A 20,240-nucleotide genomic window follows, 5' to 3' on the forward strand; every position below is an offset into this window, starting at 1 on the left:
TATACCTTCCTAACTTACAAATAGTTCAAGTTGTAAAAACACTTTTAAAACCAATTCTTTAAAATAAAACAAGATTGTAGCTAAAATTGTCATCAAAACAATAAATGCTATCGTTATTTTTATAGGATAGCCTACCACTAAAAGGTTAAATTGTGGCATTGTTTTCATAAGCAAACCAAATACAAAATCACTAAGCATTGATATAGCAATTATTGGAAACGCAAGGCTAAGACCAATTAAATATATGTCTTTAGTCTCATTCATTATCTGTCTAAACCAACCATCATGCAAAGCAAAATCACCTAAAGCAATACCATTTAAACTCTTTGCCCAAAATAACAAAACCAAATGATGTCCATCATAAGCTAAAAACAAAAGCAATGCAATAAGAGAGATAAAATGACCGATGATAGGAGTATTTGCACCAGTATTTGGGTCAAGCACACTAGCCATAGAAAAACCCATAATAAAACTAATATGTTCTCCACTCATTTGTAAAATCGTAAAAGTAAGCTGCAAACAAAGACCTGCAACAAGTCCTAACAAAAGCTCAGTTATAAGAGCAATAACTAAATAATTTGGCGTTATATTAGTATGTGCTAATGGATAGAAAAAAAAAGTCATAATAATAACAAAACTAGACTTAATAACCACAGGAATTTGTAAATGCGAATAAAATGGAAAAAATAAGCAAAGTCCGCTCATTCTAGCAAGTAATAGCATAAACAAAACTATGTTTTGCTCACTAAATAATCTTACGAGTTCCATTCTTGAATAATTTGCTCTAATTCATCTATACATTCATCACAAGATTTATAAATAATATGAGAAAATAAAGCTTCATTTATATATTTATTTTTTTCTAAATTAATTAGTATGTTTTTAGATTTTGCAAACCTTAATAAATAATTTATATTAATAACTGCACCACTTGTTCCTATGATAACCACCAAATCATCTTCATTAAGATTATAAAATGTTGAATATAAATCAGTATAAAATGGCGCTTGTTCTCCAAAAAACACCACACTAGGCTTAATTAATTTACTTTGGCATTTTTTACAATTTTCAAATTTAAATTCCAAATCATCATTTAAATTAAGCTTAGTAATATCATTACAATTAGTGCAGTGTAATTCTAATAATTTTCCGTGCAAGTGAATTACATTTTCACACCCTGCACGCTCTAACAAATCATCAACATTTTGAGTAAAATTAATAACTTCAAAACGCTTTGATATTTCAGCAATTTTTTCGTGCATTTTATTAGGTGTTACTTTTCTTAATTCAAGTCTTCTTTTATTATAAAATTCATGAACTAAATTAAAATTTTTAATCCAAGTTTGATAATTACAAACTATATCTAAATCATATTGCTCCCACAAACCATCATTATCTCTAAAAGTGCTTAAGCCAGATGGGGCACTAAGACCAGCTCCACTTAAAAAAACTAACTTACCCATTATTTATCCTTAAAATATCATCACACATTAAAGCTAAATTTTCATCGTGAGTAATTAAAAATAAGGCTGAATTATTTAATTTAACATAATCAATCAATAATTTCATAGCTATTTTTGCATTTGTTGGGTCAAGATTTCCAGTTGGCTCATCAGCAAAAATAATTTTAGGTTTTTTGCAAAGAACTCTAGCAATACTTACTCTTTGCTGCTCTCCGCCACTTAATTCATTAGCTTTTTTATTTAGAATTTCTTTAATACCTAAAAAATTAATTATCTCATCATCTATTTTATTATTTGATAAAACACTTGCTAATTCAATATTTTCATAAGCTGAAAATCCTTTAAAAAGATAATGCTGCTGAAAAATAATTCCAAAATCATTTCTTCTTATTAATAATCTTTCATCTTCGCTAAGTTTATAAATATTCTTATCTTTATAAAAGACTTCCCCGCTATCAGGTGCTAAAAGTGTTGATAAAATATGCAATAATGTAGATTTTCCGCAACCACTTTTGCCTAAGACGGCTAAAGTTTGTTGCGGATTTAAAGTTAAATTTAAATTGTTAAATAAAACGGCATCGTATTTTTTACCAATACCGCTTGCTTTTAACATTAATTACCCATTTGAGCTGCAACTTCTGCTGCGAAATCTTCGTTTTTCTTTTCTAAGCCTTCGCCAACTTCATATTTTACGAAGCTTTCAATTACCAATTCATCTTTTAATTCAGCTGATTTATCAGCAATAACTTGCTCTATAGTTTTCTTATCATCCATTACATAAAATTGTCCCATTAATGTAAGGCGAGAATCTAAAATTGAGTTATCAGCTATAAATCTTGCCATTTGACCAGGAACAATTTTATCCCAAATTTGCTCTGGTTTATTTTGAGCTTTTAATTCAGCTTTTATATCTTCTTCAGCTTTCTTTAAAACTGCATCAGTAATTTGTAATCTACTTGCAAATTGTGGAATTTTATGAAGTGGCTTTTTAAGGCGAACTAATTCTTCATTTTCTTTTTCAAGTTCAGCACATAAAGCTCTATATTCAGCTTCTACAAATTCCTTATCTAAATCTTTATAGCTTAAAACACTTGGTTTCATAGCTGCAATATGCATACAAAGTTGTTTTAAAAATTCTTCAACTTTTGCTTTATTAGCAGCATTATTAAATTTAGCCTTAACGATAACACCTACACGACCATTTGTGTGTAAATAACCACTTAAAGCTTCATTATCATTTGCTTTTAAAGTAGCAAATCTTCTTACAACTAAATTTTCTCCAATAGTTGCGATTTGATTTTTTAGATAATCTTCAAATTTAGCCCCATCAATATTGCTATTTAATAAACTTTCAACATCGCAAACTCCACTAACTTGAACTTGCTCAACTGTTTTATTTACTAAATCTATAAATTTATCATTTTTAGCAACGAAGTCAGTTTCTGAATTGATTTCTACTAAACTTGCTAAATTATTTGAAAGTTTAACACCAATTAAACCTTCAGCTGCTAATCTATCAGCTTTTTTAGCAGCTTTACTTAAGCCTTTTTCTCTTAAGTATTCAACCGCTTTTTGCATATCTCCATCACACTCTTTAAGTGCGTTTTTACAATCCATCATTCCAGCACCTGTGCTTTCGCGCAGGTCTTTTACCATTGCTGCTGTAATTTCTGCCATTACATTTCCCCTTCCATCATAGCTTCTTCTAATACTTCTTGTTTTTCATCTTCGCTAACTTCTGCTCTTTCAACTACTTCACCATCTTGTTCTCTTAAAGCTTTACCTTCTAATATAGCTTCGCACATTTCTTGGCAAAATAATTGAACTGAACGAATAGCATCATCATTACCTGGGATAGGAAAATCTACAACATCAGGATCGCAGTTTGTATCAATTGGAGCTACTACTGGGATTTTTAATCTATTTGCTTCTGCAACTGCAATTTTTTCTTTTACTGTATCAATTACAAAAATCATATCAGGGCGAGTTTTAAGGTCTCTAATACCGCCTAAATAATCTAATAATTTTTCTTTTTTACGATTTAGCATTAATGCTTCTTTTTTAGTTAATAAATTAATGCTTCCATCTTCTTGCATACTTTCAATAACTTCAAGTTTTCTAATTGATTGGCGAATGGTTTCAAAGTTTGTCATCATACCGCCTAACCATCTGTGATTTACATATGGCATTCCACATTTAATTGCATATTCTTTAATAGCATCTGTTGCTTGCTTTTTAGTTCCAACAAATAAAATTGTTTTACCTTCTGCTGCTGCATCACGAACGATATTGTATGTATATCTAAAATATCTAATTGTTTTTTGTAAATCAATTACATAAATACCTTTTCTCTCACCAAAAATGAACTTTTTCATTTTAGGATTCCAGCGTCTTGTTTGATGCCCAAAATGCACACCACATTCTAATAAATCTCTCATTGTAACCATAGGTTTCTCCTTAAAAAATTGTTTTTACCTCCACACCCAAATACAACTAGCGTTGCAACAATAAGGATTGGTGTGTGTGAAATAAGCGGATATTTTAACTTTTTTAAAGTTAATAAAGGTTATTTTTCTTGAGTTTTTTCTTCTTTGATTATATTATCAAGATTAGTAATGGCAAAAATATTATAACCATTATCATAGTTATAATTTAATTTCAATTTATGAGCTTCTAAAATCGTATTTACAACATAAAGCCCCAAGCCAAAAGAATTTGAACTCTTATTACCACCTTGAGTAAAAGGCTCTAAATAATACTCAATATTTTTATCTAATTTTTTACCTTTGTTATAAAACTTTATACTTTCATGGCAAATTATAACTCTTACAGCATTATCATCTGAATATTTAATAGCGTTATCTAATAAATTTTTAATTGCAGTTGTAAATAGTTTAAAATCAACATAAACTACAAAAGTATTATCACTTATAATATTAATTTTTTCATTTTCTAAAAGCAACATTTCCTTTGCTTCATTAAAAATGTGAGTAATTGAAATTTTCTTTGGATTTTTTGCAACTCCACTTGTGATTTGCTCTACTGCGGCTAATTCATCTATTAAAATCACCATTCTATCAAATACATTTATAAGTCTTTGCTTAAATTTCGTATCTTCTAGCATTTCAGCTGTAATTCTACCTTTTGTAATTGGAGTTTTAAGCTCGTGCATTATATTTCTTAAAAAAAATTGTCTTGAAGTATTTAAATCTTTAATTTTTTTAATAGCTTGATAAAAAGCATCTGAAACTTGAGAAATCTCATCATTACCCTTGCTTATATTTTCTATATTATCTAAATCATTGCTAGCAAATTTTGTAATTTGTCTTTTAAGTCTTCTAATAGGTCTTAATTTACCTATAACAAATATATAACTAATTAATAAAACCAAAATAACTATACATAATATTATTTGAATACTCATATATCTATAAGAATTAAAATTCGTATCTTCATATAAGAAATCTTTATCATTTGCTATTATATATAAATAATTCTTGCCATTACTTGTAAGAATTTTACTTGCTCCTAAGTTATTACTATCTTCAGCCAATGTTATAGCATCAAATAAAATTAATTTTTTACTATCTTGGTCTATTAATTTAAGTTTAAATTGATTTTGTTTGTAATTAAATTCATCTTCAGTAATTGCATTATTTAATTCTTGGAGTTTTAAATTCGCTAAGTAAGAATATCTAGCGTTTAGTTCGTTTGAATAATTATCCTTATCATAATTAATCAACCAAATAAACGCCATTCCTATAGTTGAAGTAGCTAATATAAAAATAAAAGTAATTACATAAAAAATACTAGATTTCATTGTGTTAGCTTATAACCAATTCCCCTAATTGCGTGAATATGAGTTGGAGTTTTGCTATCATCACTAATTTTTTGTCTTATTCTAGAAATAATTACATCTATACTTTTATTAGAACTTTCTTCATTAATTGAAGAACAATTGTAAATTAATTCTTCGCGGCTAACTACACCACCTTCTTTTTTAATTAAATAACTTAAAATATCAAATTCTGCATTTGTTAAAACTAATTCTTTGCCTCTAAAATAAATAGCATGTTTAAATTCATCATATTCTAAAGTCTTGTTGCTATGCTCGTTTGCACTTATTTGAATTTGTTCAAATCTTCTTAAATGTGATGTAATTCTAGCTTTTAATTCTTTTGGATCATACGGTTTTGGTAAATAATCATCAGCGCCTAATTCTAAAGCTTCTACCTTATCATTTATATCGTGTCTTGCAGATGATACTATAATTGGACTAGTATATTTTTTTCTAATTTCTTTACATACTTCAAGTCCGTCCATTCCAGGCAATGTTAAATCTAATATAATCAAATCATATGTAGTAAGATTTAATTTTGACAATCCAATATATGGCTCATCAGCAATATCAACTTTCATATCATATTGCTCTAAATATTCTTTTAAAATTTCTGCTAATTCTAAATCATCTTCAATCATTAATATTCTAGTCATTTTAACTCCTTTAAATAATTACTAATACAGATAAAACCTTATCAAAATCTATAATTTATATTATAAACCAAATAGCTTACAAAGATTATTTTAATTCATTAAAATTAAAACTATTTATCAAATTAAAAAATATTGTAGCTTAGTGATTGTATAGAACTTAGTTAAATTATTGTAAATTCAAACTAATAAAGAAATGTATTATCTTTAGTCAAATTCTTGACTAAAGATTTTATTTAGCTTTTTACAGCGCTTCCTAAATCCCACATAGGCATAAAAATACCAAGTGCTAAGAAAAGAACCATACCAGCAATAAATAACATAAGAATTGGCTCAATATAGCTTGATAGGTTATCTATAATATTATTAAATCTTTCCTTATAATACCCAGTAACTTTTTCAAGCATTGCATCTAATTGACCACTGGCTTCGCCTGCTTTAATCATTTGAATAAGCATATTCTCATAAAGTTCTGTTTCTTTAAAAGATTCAGTTAAGCTAAGCCCTCTTGAAATTGAAACTTTAGTAGCATTTAATTTATTTTTCATAGTTGTATTAGATATTGTTCTAAGTGAAGTATCAAGTGCATCTGCAATAGGAATACCTGCTCTTACTAGCTCTGTAAAAATAAGATTAAATCTACTCATAGTAGCAAATAAAATAATCTTTCCTATTAGATAAGTTTTTAAAGCATATCTATCAACTAAAGCTTTATAATTATCATTAATTCCATAAAATCTTTTACTAGCAAATATCCCACCAATAAGCACAACTAAAACATATATCCCATAATTTCTTAAAGTATGCTCAATAAATAACAAAGCCTTAGTAGCAGGTGGTAAATTAGCCCCTAATTGTTCAAATATCTCCTTAAACTGCGGAACAACAACAAGCATTAAGATAGTAAATGCTATAGCAATAGCTGTAACAACTATTATAGGATACCTTAAAGCCTTTTTAAACTTTTGTTGATTGTCATATAATTCTTGTAAAATTTCTGCAAGTTTTTTTAAACTTTCACCCAATTTACCAGTGCTTTCACCTAGCTTAACCATAGCTAGTGTAATATCACCTAATTCAGCTTGAAATGGTTCAAGTGATAAACTTATACTAAGACCAGCATTCAAGTCCTCATAAACTTTAGAAAAAATCTCTTTTACCCTTTTATTTGCACTTGAATTTGCAACTTCTCTCACACTATCATGGATAGAAATACCAGCACCAGCCATAACACCTAATTGGTTAATTGAAGCAATCAAATCAGGTAATTTTATAGTAGGTTTAAAAAAAGATAAATTTTTTAATTTATCAACAGCACTTCCTAGCGAAACGGTTTGAACTTCGCCAGCCTTTACTATACGACCTAAATTTTTATTTTTAGCTTGTTCAACAGCACTTGCCTTGCTTTGTGCTGTTAGAGTTAAGACCTTTTTTTGTCCTTTACTAATATACTCAACTTGAAATTTCTTCATTTATTACTCTTTCGCAACTCTTAATACTTCATCAACACTAGTAACACCCTTAGCAGCTCTTACTATACCATCATGAAACATATCAACAAAACCTTCTTCATAAGCTACTTTTCTAATCTCTTCTTTAGATGCACCCGCTGCAACCATAGAAGAAATTCTATCGCTGATTGGTAGAATTTCACTTATCATTTCACGACCAGTATAGCCTGTTTGAGAACATTTAGGGCAACCTACAGGCTTATAAAATTGTGGATTTTCTACTTCTTTTACATACTTTTCAATTCTTGAATAAAAATTATCAGGTATTTTTGTAACTTGCTTACAATTAGGGCAAAGCTTTCTTACAAGTCTTTGTGCTTCAATTGCTGTTAATGCACCACTAACCATATAAGGCTCAACCCCCATATCAACTATCCTAGTAACGGCTGAAACTGCGTCATTCGTGTGAAGAGTTGAAAATACTAAGTGTCCTGTAAGTGCTGCTTGAATAGCAATTGTTAATGTTTCAGCATCCCTAATCTCACCTATCATTATAATATCAGGGTCTTGTCTTAGAATAGACCTAAGAGCAGCCGCAAATGTTAGCCCTGCTTTTTCATTAACATGCACTTGCTGAATCAAATTTAACTGATACTCTACAGGGTCTTCAACCGTGATAATTTTAGTCTCAACGCTTTTCATATCATTAAGCGCAGCATAAAGAGTAGTTGTTTTACCACTTCCTGTTGGACCAGTTACAAGAATAATCCCATAAGGTGCATGCATTGCTGCTTGAAATCTTTCAAGATTTGTAGGGTGCATTCCAAGATTGCCTAGACTAATTAAAATCTTTGATTTATCAAGTATCCTTAAAACTATACTTTCGCCATTTATAATAGGTAATGTTGAAATACGAAAATCATATTCTTTATCTAAAACCCTAGCAGAAAATCTACCATCTTGTGGTTTTCTTTTTTCTGCAATATCCATATTTGATAAAAGTTTCATTCTAGAAACCATTGGTGGATATATATCTTTATCAAAAATAAATATTTCAGTTAGCATACCATCAATCCTACCACGAACAATGCAGTTTGTCTCGGTTGGTTCAATGTGAATATCGCTTGAGCGATTTACAATACAAGTTCTAAGGATAACTTCAATTAATTTTAAAATTCCAGAGCTATCTTGCTCTCCACCAGTCATTGTAGGATCAGAGCTTAACTCTTTTCTAATATCATTGATAATATCTTTTATACTTTCATTTAATTGAATTTTACTTAAATATCTATCAATTTGAGATGGATGTGCGACATAGTTTTTAACAAGTTTTCTACTAAATAAATGTTGAACTTTATCTTGAGTTTCTAAATTAAATGGTTCTTTATATGCTACATATAAATTAATTTCATCTTCTTTAAAAGGTAAAAATCCATAGTTTGATAAAACTGAATACTGAATTTTTTCAGAAATTTTATAATTAATATCAACTGAATCTAAATCTATATATTCAAATCTTAATTTTTGTGCAATTTTTTCTAAAAATTCTTTATTACCTATTTCAAAATGTAATGCAATATCATCTAAAGTAATACCATTAGTCTTATAAAGGTCAATCAATAAAGATTCTAATGTGCTTTCATCTAAAACGCTTTTTAAATAATTTAACTTATCTTGTGGATTTTCAAAAGACATAATAGTGTCTTTTAATTCCATTTTTCTTCTATATACTAAAACTCCTAAACGATCTACAAATTCCATTACCAGTACTCTTTCACTTCTAATATTTGATTGTTTGAATTTAAAATAGTTAAAACCATCTTAGTAAATGGTTTATCAAATCTCAAACTCATTTCATAGATTTTATCATTATATCTAAAAATATATTTATCATTTTCCTTTATATAATTACCTAATATATAATCATCGTAAATATCAGATAAAATATAATCACACTTAGGTAGCTTAATAGAGCTTATATCAAGGTTATCAACTAGTGCTGAATGCAATAATTTTTTCTTATATAAAATAGTTGAATAATAAACAGCATTAGCTCTTGCTTCTTTTGAATTTCTAAGTGCAATAATAACAGCTGATAGTTTGTTTATATAATCTGTTCTTAAACATGCAATACCATACAAATTCATCAATCCATCATCTTGATTTTTTACAGCTAAATCATATACTAAATTATTGCATACTTTTGAATATTCTTGATTTTCAATAGCTTTATTAATATCTGCTAAACTAATAGCAAAACAATTTAAAGCTATTAATAAAAAAATAATTTTTCTCATAATTTACCTTCTTTAATTAAGTCTAAAGTTTGTTTAACACGAGTTGAGCTATTAGAATTTAAATAATTAGTTAAAGAATTAATAGCTTGCTCTTTTAAACCTAATTTATAACTTGCTTTTGCAAACATAACCCAAGATTTATCATTTTTAACATCTAATTTATTTGCAGTCAATGCCCATTCTCTAGCGTTTTTAAAATCGCCTTTAGAATAATACACATCAGCTATATCTAAAGCAAAATATATACTATTAGTTTCAGAAAATTTTAATTTCAAATATTCTAAATCATCTAATTCTTTTTTGCTTTCTACCTTAGGTGTAGCTGTAGAATTTAAATCAGTAATAACTATTGTGTTAGTTTCTATATTTTTAGGTATATTTTTAATAATGTTATTATTTTTAATATTACTTGATTTTGTTTCACTTGTATTTGATTTAAAAGATGAGTTTTTAACATCTATATTCATAATGCTTAATGATATAGTTTCATTATTTGTAGTATCTGATAAAGTAGTAGTATTAACTTCTTCTTGTTTAGGCATATCTACTAATTTCTTATCATTATCTGGCTTATTACTAATTACTTCTACTGGTTTATTGATAATATTTTTATTATCTAATATTTTTTCTTTTTCTAATTTAACCTTAGTATCATTTATAATCTTTTTAACTTCATTATTACTTTTTTTTACATTAGTTTCTAATTCGCTAGCACCTTTTGAGTATGCAAAATATATTAAAGCAGATATAAAAATAACAAATATAATAAAAGCTAATATGTATAAAAAGATATACTTTTTCTTTTTTTTCTTACTTGAATAAATTTTCCATTTATTTTCTAATTCTATAACTTCATGTAAATTAAGCATTTAATAAACCTTTATCAAGAGCAGCCATTTCTAATACTTTTTCATTGATTTTTGGATTACTAAACTCACTAAATCTTTCTTGCTCATAAAATTCATATATTTCAAATGCTTTATACAATAACATATTAACAGTTCTTAAGTTTCCTTTAGTAACGCTATATATAAACTTATAATTTTTATTACTAAAAAATCCTTTATCCAAACCATTCTTTAAAGTTTCTAATTTCTTATTAATATAAGTTTTAATTTCATCTTCACTAGATTCACTAAGTTCAATACTTTCCCAAATTCTAGTAGTAAAATGCTCTTGAGCTAAAATATCCTCATCAGCAATTGTCTTATGAACTGTAAATAAGAATTTAAACATTCTAGTATCTGATAATAGTCTAATTTTTTCTATTAATATATTAGGATACATTTGAGCTTCATCAAGCATTACCATATATCCATCGTATTTTAATTCTTCGGGAGTTTGAGTAACTTTATCCTTAAAAATTCTTAAAAAATCTTCGTATTTTTCAATCTCTACATATTCATTAAAAATTTTTCTATGCAACTCTGTGTAAAATCCTGATTCTGAATAAAATGGCTGTTCTAATAATATAATCTTTTTATTTTTTTCTTTTAAATCTTTTTCTATTTTATTTAATAAAAAAGTCTTACCACAACCTGGCTTACCATAAAACAATACTAATTTTAAAGGCTTTTCTAATGAAGTTATAATCTTATGATAAGCAATCTTAGATTTATCAAGATTGATAAATCTAAGGCTTTCTAAATTGTCTATAAATAATTCTTTAGCTAATGTATATTTATTCAATAGCAACCCTTATTCAACATTATTTATTGAATCAAATTCTTCTGCTTTTTCTTTAAATAAGTTTTTAGTAGCAGTAGGTTTTAAATCTTCTTTATAATCTAGTGCTAAAGAGTATCCTAAATCTTCTAAAGATTTTCTTACTTCTTCTTTATCTTTAGTAAAATCAACAACATGCGGAGTGATAACAAACACTAATTCTGTTTTTTCTTTTGATTTTTGTTTAGAACCAAATAATTTTCCTAATAAAGGAATATCTTGTAATACCGGAATTCCATTTTTACTAAATAATTCAGAATCAGTAATAAGACCACCTAAAACAATAGTCTCTCCATCTCTTACTTGAACAACTGTTGATAATTTCTTTTGTTTTGTATCTGGAGCAACAACCCTATAGCCATCTTTAACTTTTTTATCTTCAATATTTATTAGCTCACTAATGCTTGGATTAATTCTTAGCATAATTTTATTATCATCTGATATTTCAGGTAAGATATTTAATAAAATACCTACGAAAATTGATTTTTCTTCATCAGCATCACCCGTGCTACCACTATCTGTAGTTGTGCTACTTCCTTTTAATTTATAATTATATGTATCACCAACCGTGATTAATGCTTGTTGGTTATTTAAAGTTGCGATTTTAGGACTTGAAACAACTTTAACATCTCCACTTTCTTTAAGAAAATTTATCATACCTGTTAGGTTAATACCCATATTAATAGCTATATTTTCATCTCCGTGCCATCTACCTTTATCGGTTTTACCCCAAAATACATTAGAAGTATTTTTTTTATCAGCTAAAATAATAGTGCCATTAGCAGTGTTTCCAATAAGATTTGTAAGAGATGCTCCAGTAGTATCAAATCCTAAATTAAATTGTGTCCAATCTATACCTGTTTTATGAGATTTATTAAGGCTTACTTCAATAATTGAAACATCAATTACTACTTGTTTTTTAAGTGATTCTTGAACTTGATTTAAATAAGTTTCAATCCTATCTAAAATTTCATTACTTGAAGTAACTGTGATTAAACCTGCATTAGCATTGATTGTAGGAGGGGTAATAGGAATATTTTGACCTGAATTTTGAACTATTTCTGAAATCTCTTTGCCTATGTTTTTCCAAAAATCAAATTCTTCTTTAGTTTCAATCATATTATCACTATCTGAACTTGAACCTGAACTTGAACTTGAGCTACTGCTATCGCTGCTGCTTGCTTGAGATTCAACATTTGCCTTAGTAATAGCACTACCCTTACGAACTGAAGTAATATAATCTAATTTAAATGTTTTAGTATTTAAACCTTGAATTTTTAAGATATTATTTGAAAAATCATAATCTAAACCTTGTTCAGCAATAAGCAAATCAAAAATGCCATTAATATGCATATTTTTAATGCTTATTCCATCTTGTCTAGTACTCAATATTCCTTTTGAATATGAATCTTTATAAACTACACTAAAATCACATACTTTTGATAATTGATTAATTATTTCGTAAGCTGAAGTATCTTCTTTATTTACTTTAATATCAAAAGCTCTTTTTGAGCAATCTGCTGCACTTAATGAGCTAGATAGCATTAGCGCTGCACTTAAAGATATAATAGTTTTATTTAACACTGATTTGAACATTCTGATTATCCTTTAAATTAAGTTCTACATAATTAATTGAATTTGAAAGACCAACTCTTTCATTATTAATACTAACTACCCTATAACCTGCAGTAATTATTTCGTTTAAACCATACCATTTTTGATTGATTTTCACTCTTTTATCTACAATAGCATATAAAGTAAAAGTTATAACCTCGTCTGATTTGATTTTGTCCTTATAAAAAGGATCATTTATTTTTGTAATTTCAAGATAGTCTATTGTATTTCTAACTTGAACTAATTCATTAAATTTATTGTCAAGTTCTGTTCTTGTCATAGCAAAAATTGCTTGAATACAAACTAATATACATAATACTTTTTTCATTAATATTTAATCCCCCATATTGAGATTTTAACATCAGCTTGAATGTCATTTGTATAAACTTTGTTATTTTCGCCACCATTATTATCCTTATTAGGATTATCTGTAGGCTCAATTTTGTATAGTTTAAGCATATTTACATCTACAACATCAATTGATTTTTCTAAGCTATTTACAAAATGTAAAATATTTTGGAATTTACCAGTTAAAGAAAATTGAACATTAAAAACTTCTTCTACTTTTTGACTTACCAAATCATTTACACTACTTCTTACATCACCTAAAACTACTTGATATTTTTTAGATAATTCATTAATTTTAGCCATAAACTCAGACCAATTTTTTTGATTATATAATAATTTTGACGCTTCTTTTAATTTATCATCAAAATACATATTCTCATCACTGATTTCTTTTCTTGCTTTTTCTTCGCTAATGATATCTTGTGTTAATTTTTGTATTCTTGAGTTTTGCTTTTCTCTTTCAATAAAATCATCAAGTCTTCTTAACTCTTCTTTAGCTTTATTTAACAATTCTGTTTGTTCTGCCACATACTGCTCTGAACTCTCATATGTATAATCATAGATTAAATAACCAAATAAAAATACACACATAAATATACTCATATAGAATATATTAGTATTAGGCTGCTTTTCGTAATAATTATCTATTTTATCAAAAATACTACCTTGTTTCATCTTAAAACCTTTATTACAATATTACTTTCATGCTCTTTATCTTTATCATCAAGATTTAATATCTTAATCAATACATCTCTTGATTCAATACTATAAGTATCATCAGCACCTATTTCTTTTAAGAATGAAGTTATACCTGTTGAAGTTCCTTTTAAATTAACATTTATAATATCATTATCAAAAGACATACTTGTTACTTTAATATTGCTTTGATTTAAGATACTAGCCATTTTTGTAGCTGCACTAGCTTTTGATAAATAATTAACTTTTTTATCATAAATATTATCTAAAAGTGTATATCTAAATTCTAAAGTTCTTCTAGCTTCATTTACTTCAGCTGATAAACTAGATAATCTACTTTCAAGGTTTTTAATTTCATTATCAATTCTTGTATATTCTGTTTGTTTAGCAGGAATTTTTTCACTAGTATCTCTTTCTTCTACTTCAATAAATTTACCATTTATGTAATTATATATAGGATAAATACTAGCCAATACAATAACAGCCAAAATTGATAAAATTAACTTCCCAGAATATCTCTTTGCAAAAGGTGGTGGTCTTAAGAATGTAGATATGTTAAATACATCATTTGGCATTTTTAATTGTTCATTAGCTCTTAACAAGCTTAATAAAACAAATGGATTAATCCTTAATTCTCCGCCTTCTTTTTCAGGAGTAGTTGTAAATTCAGAAGGTGTATTAACCTCAACGGTAAAATTTCTAATATTTTTAAATAAATCATATTTAATTTTATGGATATTAATAAATTCTGCTACCTCAAGACTATTAATTCCAATTTCAACTTTATTATTAAGCATAGTTTCAAGTATAATATCATCATCAAGACACCTAAAGCAAGAAAACAATACTTCAACTTTTTTTAAGAAATTTTGACTTAACCCAATATCAGTTCCTACAAATACTTTTGTAATAGTAACATTATCTAATTGAGCACCTCTTAATATTAAAGATAAATTATTAATTAAGAATTTAAAAGACTCGCTTAAAACCTTATTAAGTGAAACTCTTTTTGCATCATCTACATGGTCAAAACCATATTTTGATAATTCATTTAAAAACATATGTTCAGGAATTCTCTCTCCTAAATCATGAGAAAAACTACCATGCAACATATCTATGCTAAGTTTATTAATAATCTTATAGTTTATTAATTCTCCATCTTTATACACGGTAAGTGTTGTATATGTTTTATGAAAATATATAAATACTTGAACTCCATCACTTTCTATAAGTTTGCTTGTATAATAATTTTGATACATCAATGGTTCAATATCTATATAATCAATATACTGAAGCTTATTAGCTACATCTTTAAATTCTGTTTCAATTTTTTCATTTTCTACTACAAATACATTATATACTGTATTAATTCCCATACTAGCATTAGAAATACTATAAGATATCTTATAATCCTTGTCTATATCTAATTCTAACACTTCATAAGTTTTGTTTGTAATTATACTGATTTCATCCTCATCTGTATCGTTTGGAACCTCAACAGAAGCATACTTTACATTTTCACCTGGCATATAGGTAATATTGTAAGCAGAATTGCTTTTTTCCTTAACGGTAATTTCACTAAGGACATTATCAGCAAGTTTATAGAGTTTTTTTGTACTTGAATCAAAAGCGACCAATTCTCTTTTTTTCGCTGTTTTCGCCATTTAAATACCTTTTATTTTTTATTGTTTTAAGCCTACTTTTTTTAAAAAGTTCTCATTATCGTACCATTTTTTTTGAACTTTTGCAACCAACTTTAAGTTAATTTTTAATAAAAAAACTTCAGCAATTCTTTTCCTAGCGACTATTCCAATACGCTTAATTGTATTAGCATTTCGACCGATTAGCATTGCTTTATGATTTTCTGAATCTGTAATAATATCGGCATAAATAGTTAAAAAATTATCTTTTTCTATAATTTTATTAATTAACACTTCACAACAATATGGCAATTCATCACTAAGATTTTGATAAATGCTTTCTATTATTAATTCTTTAATAACATCTTTAGTTGTTTTATCAGTGCTAAATTCTGGGTCAAAAAAATATGGGTGTTCTGGTAAATACTTTACCATCTCATCTAATAATTTATTTTTATAGAATTTATTTTTTGATGAATAAGGAATGATATTAGGAACAATATCTAATTTATTAAATTCTTCTAATTTATCCAATAATTTTTTAGGTTCAACCAAATCAACTTTGTTTATAACTACAATATGCTCAACCTTTGGCTTTAAATCTAAAAATTTTTTATATTCATCTAAACTATCAAAAATACTCATAACGAATACAATCAAATCACACTCATCTAAGCTCTTTTTAGCAGCTTCTATTAATAGTTGATTGAAATTCTTATTGCTTTCGTGTAGGCCTGGAGTATCTATTAATATTATTTGATTTTCATCGTGCATTATTACCACATTCATTTTTCTTCTTGTGGCATTTTCTTTATGTGATACTAGGCAAATATTTTCGCCTAGTAAAGAATTAATCATTGTGCTTTTACCGGCATTTGTTCTGCCGATTACACTTACAAAACCGCTTTTCATAAAATATATCTTGCTATATCTTGATTTTCTATAATAGAGCCTAATTTATCATCAACTAATTTTGTATCTATTACACAATCTTTATCTTTGTATTTATCACACTCATAAGAAATATCTTCTACTAATTTTTCAATAACAGTATGTAAGCGTCTAGCACCTATATCTTCCATACTTTCATTTGCTTGTGCTGCTATTTTTGCAATTTTTTTAATAGCATCATCTTCAAACACTAAATTAACTCCTTCAGTTTCTAAAAGGGCTTTATATTGTTTTAAAAGTGAGTTTTTAGGTCTTGTTAAAATCTCATACAATTCATCAGCACCCAAGCTATCAAGCTCAACTCTTAGTGGAAATCTACCTTGTAATTCAGGGATTAAATCACTTGGCTTACTTAAATGAAATGCACCTGCTGCAATAAATAATATATGATCAGTTTTTACATTACCTAATTTAGTATTTACTACACTACCTTCTACGATAGGTAACAAATCTCTTTGAACACCTTCTTTGCTAGGGTCTTGTCTACTTGAATTACCCGAGCTTACCGCAACTTTATCTATCTCGTCAATAAAGATTATTCCTTCATTTTGAACTCTTTTTAAGGCTTCATCTTTAATGCTTTCATTATCTAAAACACTATCTGTTAATTCAGTTTCTAAAACTTTTCTAGCGTCTTTAATTTTTAACTCTTTTTTCACTTTTTTATCAGCAATACCAATTACTTTTACCATCTCTTGCATACTTGCAAGTTCTGGTGGTAGATTTGGATTTGTCTCAAGTGAGCGTTGGGTTACATAAATTTCTATAACCTTATCTTCAAATTCTTTATTTCTTAGACGCTCTTTCATCTTTTCTAAGCTAGTTTCATACTCTGCTTGTTTTTCTTCACTAACACCTTTTGGTAATGGCGGTAATAATTTTTCTAAAATTTTATTTTCTATTAGTTCAGCTAATCTTGATTTGTTTTTTTCTAAATGTTCATTTTTTACTAAAGTTAAAGCTGCATTAGCTAAATCTCTTACCATACTTTCTACATCACGACCAACAAAACCAACTTCAGTATATTTACTAGCTTCTACTTTAATAAAAGGCAAGCCCATTAATTTAGCAATTCTTCTTGCAATTTCTGTTTTACCAACACCTGTGCTTCCTATCATTAAAATATTTTTAGGAACAACATCATCTTGCATACTTTCTTCAAGCTTTAATCTTCTATATCTATTTCTTAAAGCAATAGCAATTACCTTTTTAGCTTTTTCTTGACCTATTACATATTCATCTAAAAATTCAACAATTTCTTTAGGTAACATCTGCATTCTTAATCCCTTAATTCATAAGTAGTTATATTTGTGTTTGTATAAATACAAATCTCTCCTGCAATTTTAAGACTTTCTTTAACTAAAGTTAATTCATCTAAATTTGCATGATTATGCAATGCTCTTGCAGCACTAAGTGCGTATGCTCCACCACTTCCAATAGCACAAATGCACTCATCTTGTGGCACAACTACATCGCCTGTCCCGCTTAATAAAAAGATTTGTTTTCTGTTTAAAACTATCATCATAGCTTCAAGTTTTCTTAAGTATTTATCTTTTCTCCACTCTTTTGAAAACTCAATAACAGCTCTTTCTAAATCTCCTTTTTTACTCTCAAGCATTTTTTCAAACATATCAAATAAAGTAAAAGCATCAGCAGTGCTTCCTGCAAAACCTGCTAATACTTTTCCTTCATAAAGCTTTCTAAGTTTTACTGCATTACCCTTTAAAACCGTATTTCCAAAAGTAACTTGCCCGTCACCACCAATTACTGAAGCATCTTTTCCTTTATAAGCTAAAATCGTAGTAGCGTGAAACATTAAGCACCTTTTACCACTACTACAAATTCAGCAACAATGCCATGACCTAATTTTGCACTCACTTTATACTCACCTTCTGCTTTAATAGCATAATCTTGAATGCTTTTTTTATCAAGTTCAAGGTTGAATTGCTCTTTAATAGCGTGTGAAATTTCATCTTTTGTAACTCCACCAAATAATGCTCCATTAGCACCTAATTGTTTTTTAATAATAACTTTTTTATCAGCTAAACTATCTTTTAATTTATTCATTAATTCAAGCTCATATCTGTCTTGCTCTTCTTTTTTCTTTAAATCACTTGCGTGTTTTCTAAGCACTTCTGTGCTAGCAACTTTTGCAAAACCTTTACCAATTAAGAAATTTTGACCATAACCATCTTTTACTTCCTTAACTTCTCCGGCTTTACCTAAGCCTTTTACATCTTTAATTAATAAAACTTTCATAATTTCTCCTTTTTGTAATATTATTGATTGTAATAAAAAAAAGTATATTTTACGCAAATTATTATGTGGAATTTAAATCTATAATGAATGATTTAAATTCTAATACTTTATTTGATTAAGTATGTCGTAATTATAGCAACCCATCTGCTCGCCTAAATCACAAGCTTTTTTACTTAATTTAAGCGCTTTATTATAGTCTTCTTTTACACCTTCACCATTAAAATAAGCAAGAGCTAAATTATTGCAAGCCATAGGATATTCTCCATCACAAGCTTTTTCATATAATTTAATTGCTTTATTGTAATCTTGTTTTACGCCTTTTCCTTCGCTATACGAAACGCCAGCATTATAACAAGCATTAAAAACTTCTCCATCGCAAGCTTTTTCATACAACTTGATTGATTTACTATAATCTTGCTTTACACCTTGTCCAATATAATAAGAATTACCTAAATTATAACACGCTTCAAAAACATCTGCATTACAAGCTTTTTCATATAAGTTATTTGCTTTTTTGTCATCTTGTTTTATACTTTTTCCATTTTTATATATCCAGCCTAAACCAAAACAAGCACCAAACTCATTTGCATCACAAGCTTTTTTAAATAATTTAATTACTTTTGAATAATCTTGCTTTACATATTTTTCTTGACTATAAATATAACCTAAAAAACTGCAAGACTTAAAATTATCTTTAGCACATTCTTTTTCCCAAATTTTAGCAGCTTTTTCGTATTCTTTATTTTTATAATACTCTAAACCTTGATTAGCAAAACAAAACACGCTAATAAATACAAATAATAAGAATTTTCTCATTTTTATTCTTTAATATCTTTTTGATAATTTTCTACAGCTTTATTCCACATCAGTTTATATTTGCGTTTAAGATATTCAATTTCTTCTCTAGCTAATTCTAATTCTTTATTTAGAGTATCTATTATTTTTCTATCTTCATCATAAAGCTCTTGCATAGAATAAAGTGCTTCTTTTAAAAAGGCATTTTCGCCCCTTAAAACTTCTAAAGTCTCATCCTTTGCATCTAAGACTTTCTCGTGAAGATTAAGAATAGTTCCTATTGTCTTTTCTATAAAATTACCTGCAGGGGTATTTGCAATATCTTGAACTTCTATATTTTTATCTTTTACAGGAACGATTGCAAAAGTCCCTGCATTTGCTTCTATTAAAAGCTTTTCATTTTCATATTTGTGTTTTAATGAACCACTTTTAATCATAGCCATTACAACTTCTTCATTCAAATGAACTAATTTGCAAAATTCACTAAGTTCAAGATATGTTTGCATAAAA

General features: G+C 27.5%; 22 protein-coding genes. All 22 read right to left on the minus strand.

The features are described from left to right. Positions 1–9 precede the first annotated feature (9 nt). The 22 genes from fliR to AVBRAN9333_RS05605 all read right to left on the minus strand — a co-directional run bounded on the left by fliR (position 10) and on the right by AVBRAN9333_RS05605 (position 20,236). Complete coding sequence (gene fliR, locus AVBRAN9333_RS05500; protein ID WP_214115736.1) at positions 10–768, minus strand: flagellar biosynthetic protein FliR; 759 nt, start codon at positions 766–768, stop codon at positions 10–12. Continuing rightward, entirely contained in the window at positions 756–1,463 is a 708-nt protein-coding gene (locus AVBRAN9333_RS05505) for an SIR2 family NAD-dependent protein deacylase (RefSeq protein WP_336609570.1), read from the minus strand. The genes fliR and AVBRAN9333_RS05505 overlap by 13 nt, the downstream gene beginning before the upstream one ends. Then, entirely contained in the window at positions 1,456–2,076 is a 621-nt protein-coding gene (locus AVBRAN9333_RS05510) for an ABC transporter ATP-binding protein (protein ID WP_336609571.1), read from the minus strand. Before AVBRAN9333_RS05510 ends, AVBRAN9333_RS05505 begins: the two co-directional genes overlap by 8 nt. Then, a complete protein-coding gene (gene tsf / locus AVBRAN9333_RS05515) occupies positions 2,076–3,140 on the minus strand; it encodes a translation elongation factor Ts (protein ID WP_214120153.1) in 1,065 nt (354 codons plus the stop codon). Before tsf ends, AVBRAN9333_RS05510 begins: the two co-directional genes overlap by 1 nt. Further along, the gene (gene rpsB / locus AVBRAN9333_RS05520; protein ID WP_214115740.1) at positions 3,140–3,910 is read right to left on the minus strand and encodes a 30S ribosomal protein S2; all 771 of its coding nucleotides are present in this window, start codon (positions 3,908–3,910) and stop codon (positions 3,140–3,142) included. The genes tsf and rpsB overlap by 1 nt, the downstream gene beginning before the upstream one ends. Positions 3,911–4,029: 119 nt before the next feature. Next, positions 4,030–5,283, minus strand: coding sequence for an ArsS family sensor histidine kinase (locus AVBRAN9333_RS05525; protein ID WP_214115741.1), 1,254 nt, complete (start codon positions 5,281–5,283; stop codon positions 4,030–4,032). After that, on the minus strand, positions 5,280–5,957 hold the full coding sequence (locus AVBRAN9333_RS05530) for a response regulator transcription factor (protein ID WP_214115742.1): 678 nt from the start codon (positions 5,955–5,957) through the stop codon (positions 5,280–5,282). Before AVBRAN9333_RS05530 ends, AVBRAN9333_RS05525 begins: the two co-directional genes overlap by 4 nt. Before the next feature lie 233 nt (positions 5,958–6,190). Further along, complete coding sequence (locus AVBRAN9333_RS05535) at positions 6,191–7,426, minus strand: type II secretion system F family protein (RefSeq protein ID WP_214115743.1); 1,236 nt, start codon at positions 7,424–7,426, stop codon at positions 6,191–6,193. Between the two features lie 3 nt (positions 7,427–7,429). Beyond that, positions 7,430–9,121, minus strand: coding sequence for a GspE/PulE family protein (locus AVBRAN9333_RS05540; protein WP_442862230.1), 1,692 nt, complete (start codon positions 9,119–9,121; stop codon positions 7,430–7,432). 44 nt (positions 9,122–9,165) lie between these two features. Further along, on the minus strand, positions 9,166–9,702 hold the full coding sequence (locus AVBRAN9333_RS05545; protein ID WP_336609572.1) for a hypothetical protein: 537 nt from the start codon (positions 9,700–9,702) through the stop codon (positions 9,166–9,168). Next, a complete protein-coding gene (locus AVBRAN9333_RS05550) occupies positions 9,699–10,571 on the minus strand; it encodes a CDC27 family protein (RefSeq protein WP_239803492.1) in 873 nt (290 codons plus the stop codon). The genes AVBRAN9333_RS05545 and AVBRAN9333_RS05550 overlap by 4 nt, the downstream gene beginning before the upstream one ends. Beyond that, positions 10,564–11,391, minus strand: coding sequence for an ATP-binding protein (locus AVBRAN9333_RS05555; RefSeq protein WP_214115747.1), 828 nt, complete (start codon positions 11,389–11,391; stop codon positions 10,564–10,566). The genes AVBRAN9333_RS05550 and AVBRAN9333_RS05555 overlap by 8 nt, the downstream gene beginning before the upstream one ends. Positions 11,392–11,400: 9 nt before the next feature. Next, positions 11,401–13,023 carry a pilus (MSHA type) biogenesis protein MshL gene (mshL, locus tag AVBRAN9333_RS05560; RefSeq protein ID WP_214115748.1) on the minus strand — a complete coding sequence of 541 codons (1,623 nt, stop codon included), beginning with the start codon at positions 13,021–13,023 and terminating at the stop codon, positions 11,401–11,403. Continuing rightward, positions 13,001–13,369, minus strand: coding sequence for a hypothetical protein (locus AVBRAN9333_RS05565; protein ID WP_336609573.1), 369 nt, complete (start codon positions 13,367–13,369; stop codon positions 13,001–13,003). The genes mshL and AVBRAN9333_RS05565 overlap by 23 nt, the downstream gene beginning before the upstream one ends. Next, a complete protein-coding gene (locus tag AVBRAN9333_RS05570; RefSeq protein ID WP_214120104.1) occupies positions 13,369–14,064 on the minus strand; it encodes a hypothetical protein in 696 nt (231 codons plus the stop codon). The genes AVBRAN9333_RS05565 and AVBRAN9333_RS05570 overlap by 1 nt, the downstream gene beginning before the upstream one ends. Then, positions 14,061–15,749 (minus strand): hypothetical protein, encoded by a 1,689-nt coding sequence (locus tag AVBRAN9333_RS05575; RefSeq protein WP_214115751.1) that lies wholly within the window; start codon positions 15,747–15,749, stop codon positions 14,061–14,063. The genes AVBRAN9333_RS05570 and AVBRAN9333_RS05575 overlap by 4 nt, the downstream gene beginning before the upstream one ends. A gap of 18 nt (positions 15,750–15,767) precedes the next feature. Further along, a complete protein-coding gene (gene era, locus AVBRAN9333_RS05580; RefSeq protein ID WP_214115752.1) occupies positions 15,768–16,637 on the minus strand; it encodes a GTPase Era in 870 nt (289 codons plus the stop codon). Beyond that, entirely contained in the window at positions 16,634–17,953 is a 1,320-nt protein-coding gene (hslU, locus tag AVBRAN9333_RS05585) for an HslU--HslV peptidase ATPase subunit (RefSeq protein WP_214150108.1), read from the minus strand. The genes era and hslU overlap by 4 nt, the downstream gene beginning before the upstream one ends. A 2-nt stretch (positions 17,954–17,955) precedes the next feature. Beyond that, positions 17,956–18,492 carry an ATP-dependent protease subunit HslV gene (gene hslV, locus AVBRAN9333_RS05590; RefSeq protein WP_214115754.1) on the minus strand — a complete coding sequence of 179 codons (537 nt, stop codon included), beginning with the start codon at positions 18,490–18,492 and terminating at the stop codon, positions 17,956–17,958. Next, positions 18,492–18,935 (minus strand): 50S ribosomal protein L9, encoded by a 444-nt coding sequence (gene rplI / locus AVBRAN9333_RS05595; protein ID WP_214120108.1) that lies wholly within the window; start codon positions 18,933–18,935, stop codon positions 18,492–18,494. The genes hslV and rplI overlap by 1 nt, the downstream gene beginning before the upstream one ends. 99 nt (positions 18,936–19,034) lie before the next feature. Continuing rightward, positions 19,035–19,751 carry a tetratricopeptide repeat protein gene (locus tag AVBRAN9333_RS05600; RefSeq protein ID WP_336606776.1) on the minus strand — a complete coding sequence of 239 codons (717 nt, stop codon included), beginning with the start codon at positions 19,749–19,751 and terminating at the stop codon, positions 19,035–19,037. A gap of 2 nt (positions 19,752–19,753) precedes the next feature. Next, positions 19,754–20,236, minus strand: coding sequence for a DUF3972 domain-containing protein (locus tag AVBRAN9333_RS05605; RefSeq protein ID WP_336606777.1), 483 nt, complete (start codon positions 20,234–20,236; stop codon positions 19,754–19,756). Positions 20,237–20,240 lie beyond the last annotated feature (4 nt).

The organism is Campylobacter sp. RM9333, from assembly GCF_020137705.1.
GTDB lineage: Bacteria > Campylobacterota > Campylobacteria > Campylobacterales > Campylobacteraceae > Campylobacter_E.

What these genes read in the sequence shown, in the direction of transcription:
- fliR (WP_214115736.1), bottom strand. Translation starts at nt 768, where the DNA reads ATGGAACTCGTAAGATTATTTAGTGAGCAAAACATAGTTTTGTTTATG.
- AVBRAN9333_RS05505 (WP_336609570.1), bottom strand. Translation starts at nt 1,463, where the DNA reads ATGGGTAAGTTAGTTTTTTTAAGTGGAGCTGGTCTTAGTGCCCCATCT.
- AVBRAN9333_RS05510 (WP_336609571.1), bottom strand. Translation starts at nt 2,076, where the DNA reads ATGTTAAAAGCAAGCGGTATTGGTAAAAAATACGATGCCGTTTTATTT.
- tsf (WP_214120153.1), bottom strand. Translation starts at nt 3,140, where the DNA reads ATGGCAGAAATTACAGCAGCAATGGTAAAAGACCTGCGCGAAAGCACA.
- rpsB (WP_214115740.1), bottom strand. Translation starts at nt 3,910, where the DNA reads ATGGTTACAATGAGAGATTTATTAGAATGTGGTGTGCATTTTGGGCAT.
- AVBRAN9333_RS05525 (WP_214115741.1), bottom strand. Translation starts at nt 5,283, where the DNA reads ATGAAATCTAGTATTTTTTATGTAATTACTTTTATTTTTATATTAGCT.
- AVBRAN9333_RS05530 (WP_214115742.1), bottom strand. Translation starts at nt 5,957, where the DNA reads ATGACTAGAATATTAATGATTGAAGATGATTTAGAATTAGCAGAAATT.
- AVBRAN9333_RS05535 (WP_214115743.1), bottom strand. Translation starts at nt 7,426, where the DNA reads ATGAAGAAATTTCAAGTTGAGTATATTAGTAAAGGACAAAAAAAGGTC.
- AVBRAN9333_RS05540 (WP_442862230.1), bottom strand. Translation starts at nt 9,121, where the DNA reads ATGGAATTAAAAGACACTATTATGTCTTTTGAAAATCCACAAGATAAG.
- AVBRAN9333_RS05545 (WP_336609572.1), bottom strand. Translation starts at nt 9,702, where the DNA reads ATGAGAAAAATTATTTTTTTATTAATAGCTTTAAATTGTTTTGCTATT.
- AVBRAN9333_RS05550 (WP_239803492.1), bottom strand. Translation starts at nt 10,571, where the DNA reads ATGCTTAATTTACATGAAGTTATAGAATTAGAAAATAAATGGAAAATT.
- mshL (WP_214115748.1), bottom strand. Translation starts at nt 13,023, where the DNA reads ATGTTCAAATCAGTGTTAAATAAAACTATTATATCTTTAAGTGCAGCG.
- AVBRAN9333_RS05565 (WP_336609573.1), bottom strand. Translation starts at nt 13,369, where the DNA reads ATGAAAAAAGTATTATGTATATTAGTTTGTATTCAAGCAATTTTTGCT.
- AVBRAN9333_RS05570 (WP_214120104.1), bottom strand. Translation starts at nt 14,064, where the DNA reads ATGAAACAAGGTAGTATTTTTGATAAAATAGATAATTATTACGAAAAG.
- AVBRAN9333_RS05575 (WP_214115751.1), bottom strand. Translation starts at nt 15,749, where the DNA reads ATGGCGAAAACAGCGAAAAAAAGAGAATTGGTCGCTTTTGATTCAAGT.
- era (WP_214115752.1), bottom strand. Translation starts at nt 16,637, where the DNA reads ATGAAAAGCGGTTTTGTAAGTGTAATCGGCAGAACAAATGCCGGTAAA.
- hslU (WP_214150108.1), bottom strand. Translation starts at nt 17,953, where the DNA reads ATGCAGATGTTACCTAAAGAAATTGTTGAATTTTTAGATGAATATGTA.
- hslV (WP_214115754.1), bottom strand. Translation starts at nt 18,492, where the DNA reads ATGTTTCACGCTACTACGATTTTAGCTTATAAAGGAAAAGATGCTTCA.
- rplI (WP_214120108.1), bottom strand. Translation starts at nt 18,935, where the DNA reads ATGAAAGTTTTATTAATTAAAGATGTAAAAGGCTTAGGTAAAGCCGGA.
- AVBRAN9333_RS05600 (WP_336606776.1), bottom strand. Translation starts at nt 19,751, where the DNA reads ATGAGAAAATTCTTATTATTTGTATTTATTAGCGTGTTTTGTTTTGCT.
- AVBRAN9333_RS05605 (WP_336606777.1), bottom strand. Translation starts at nt 20,236, where the DNA reads ATGCAAACATATCTTGAACTTAGTGAATTTTGCAAATTAGTTCATTTG.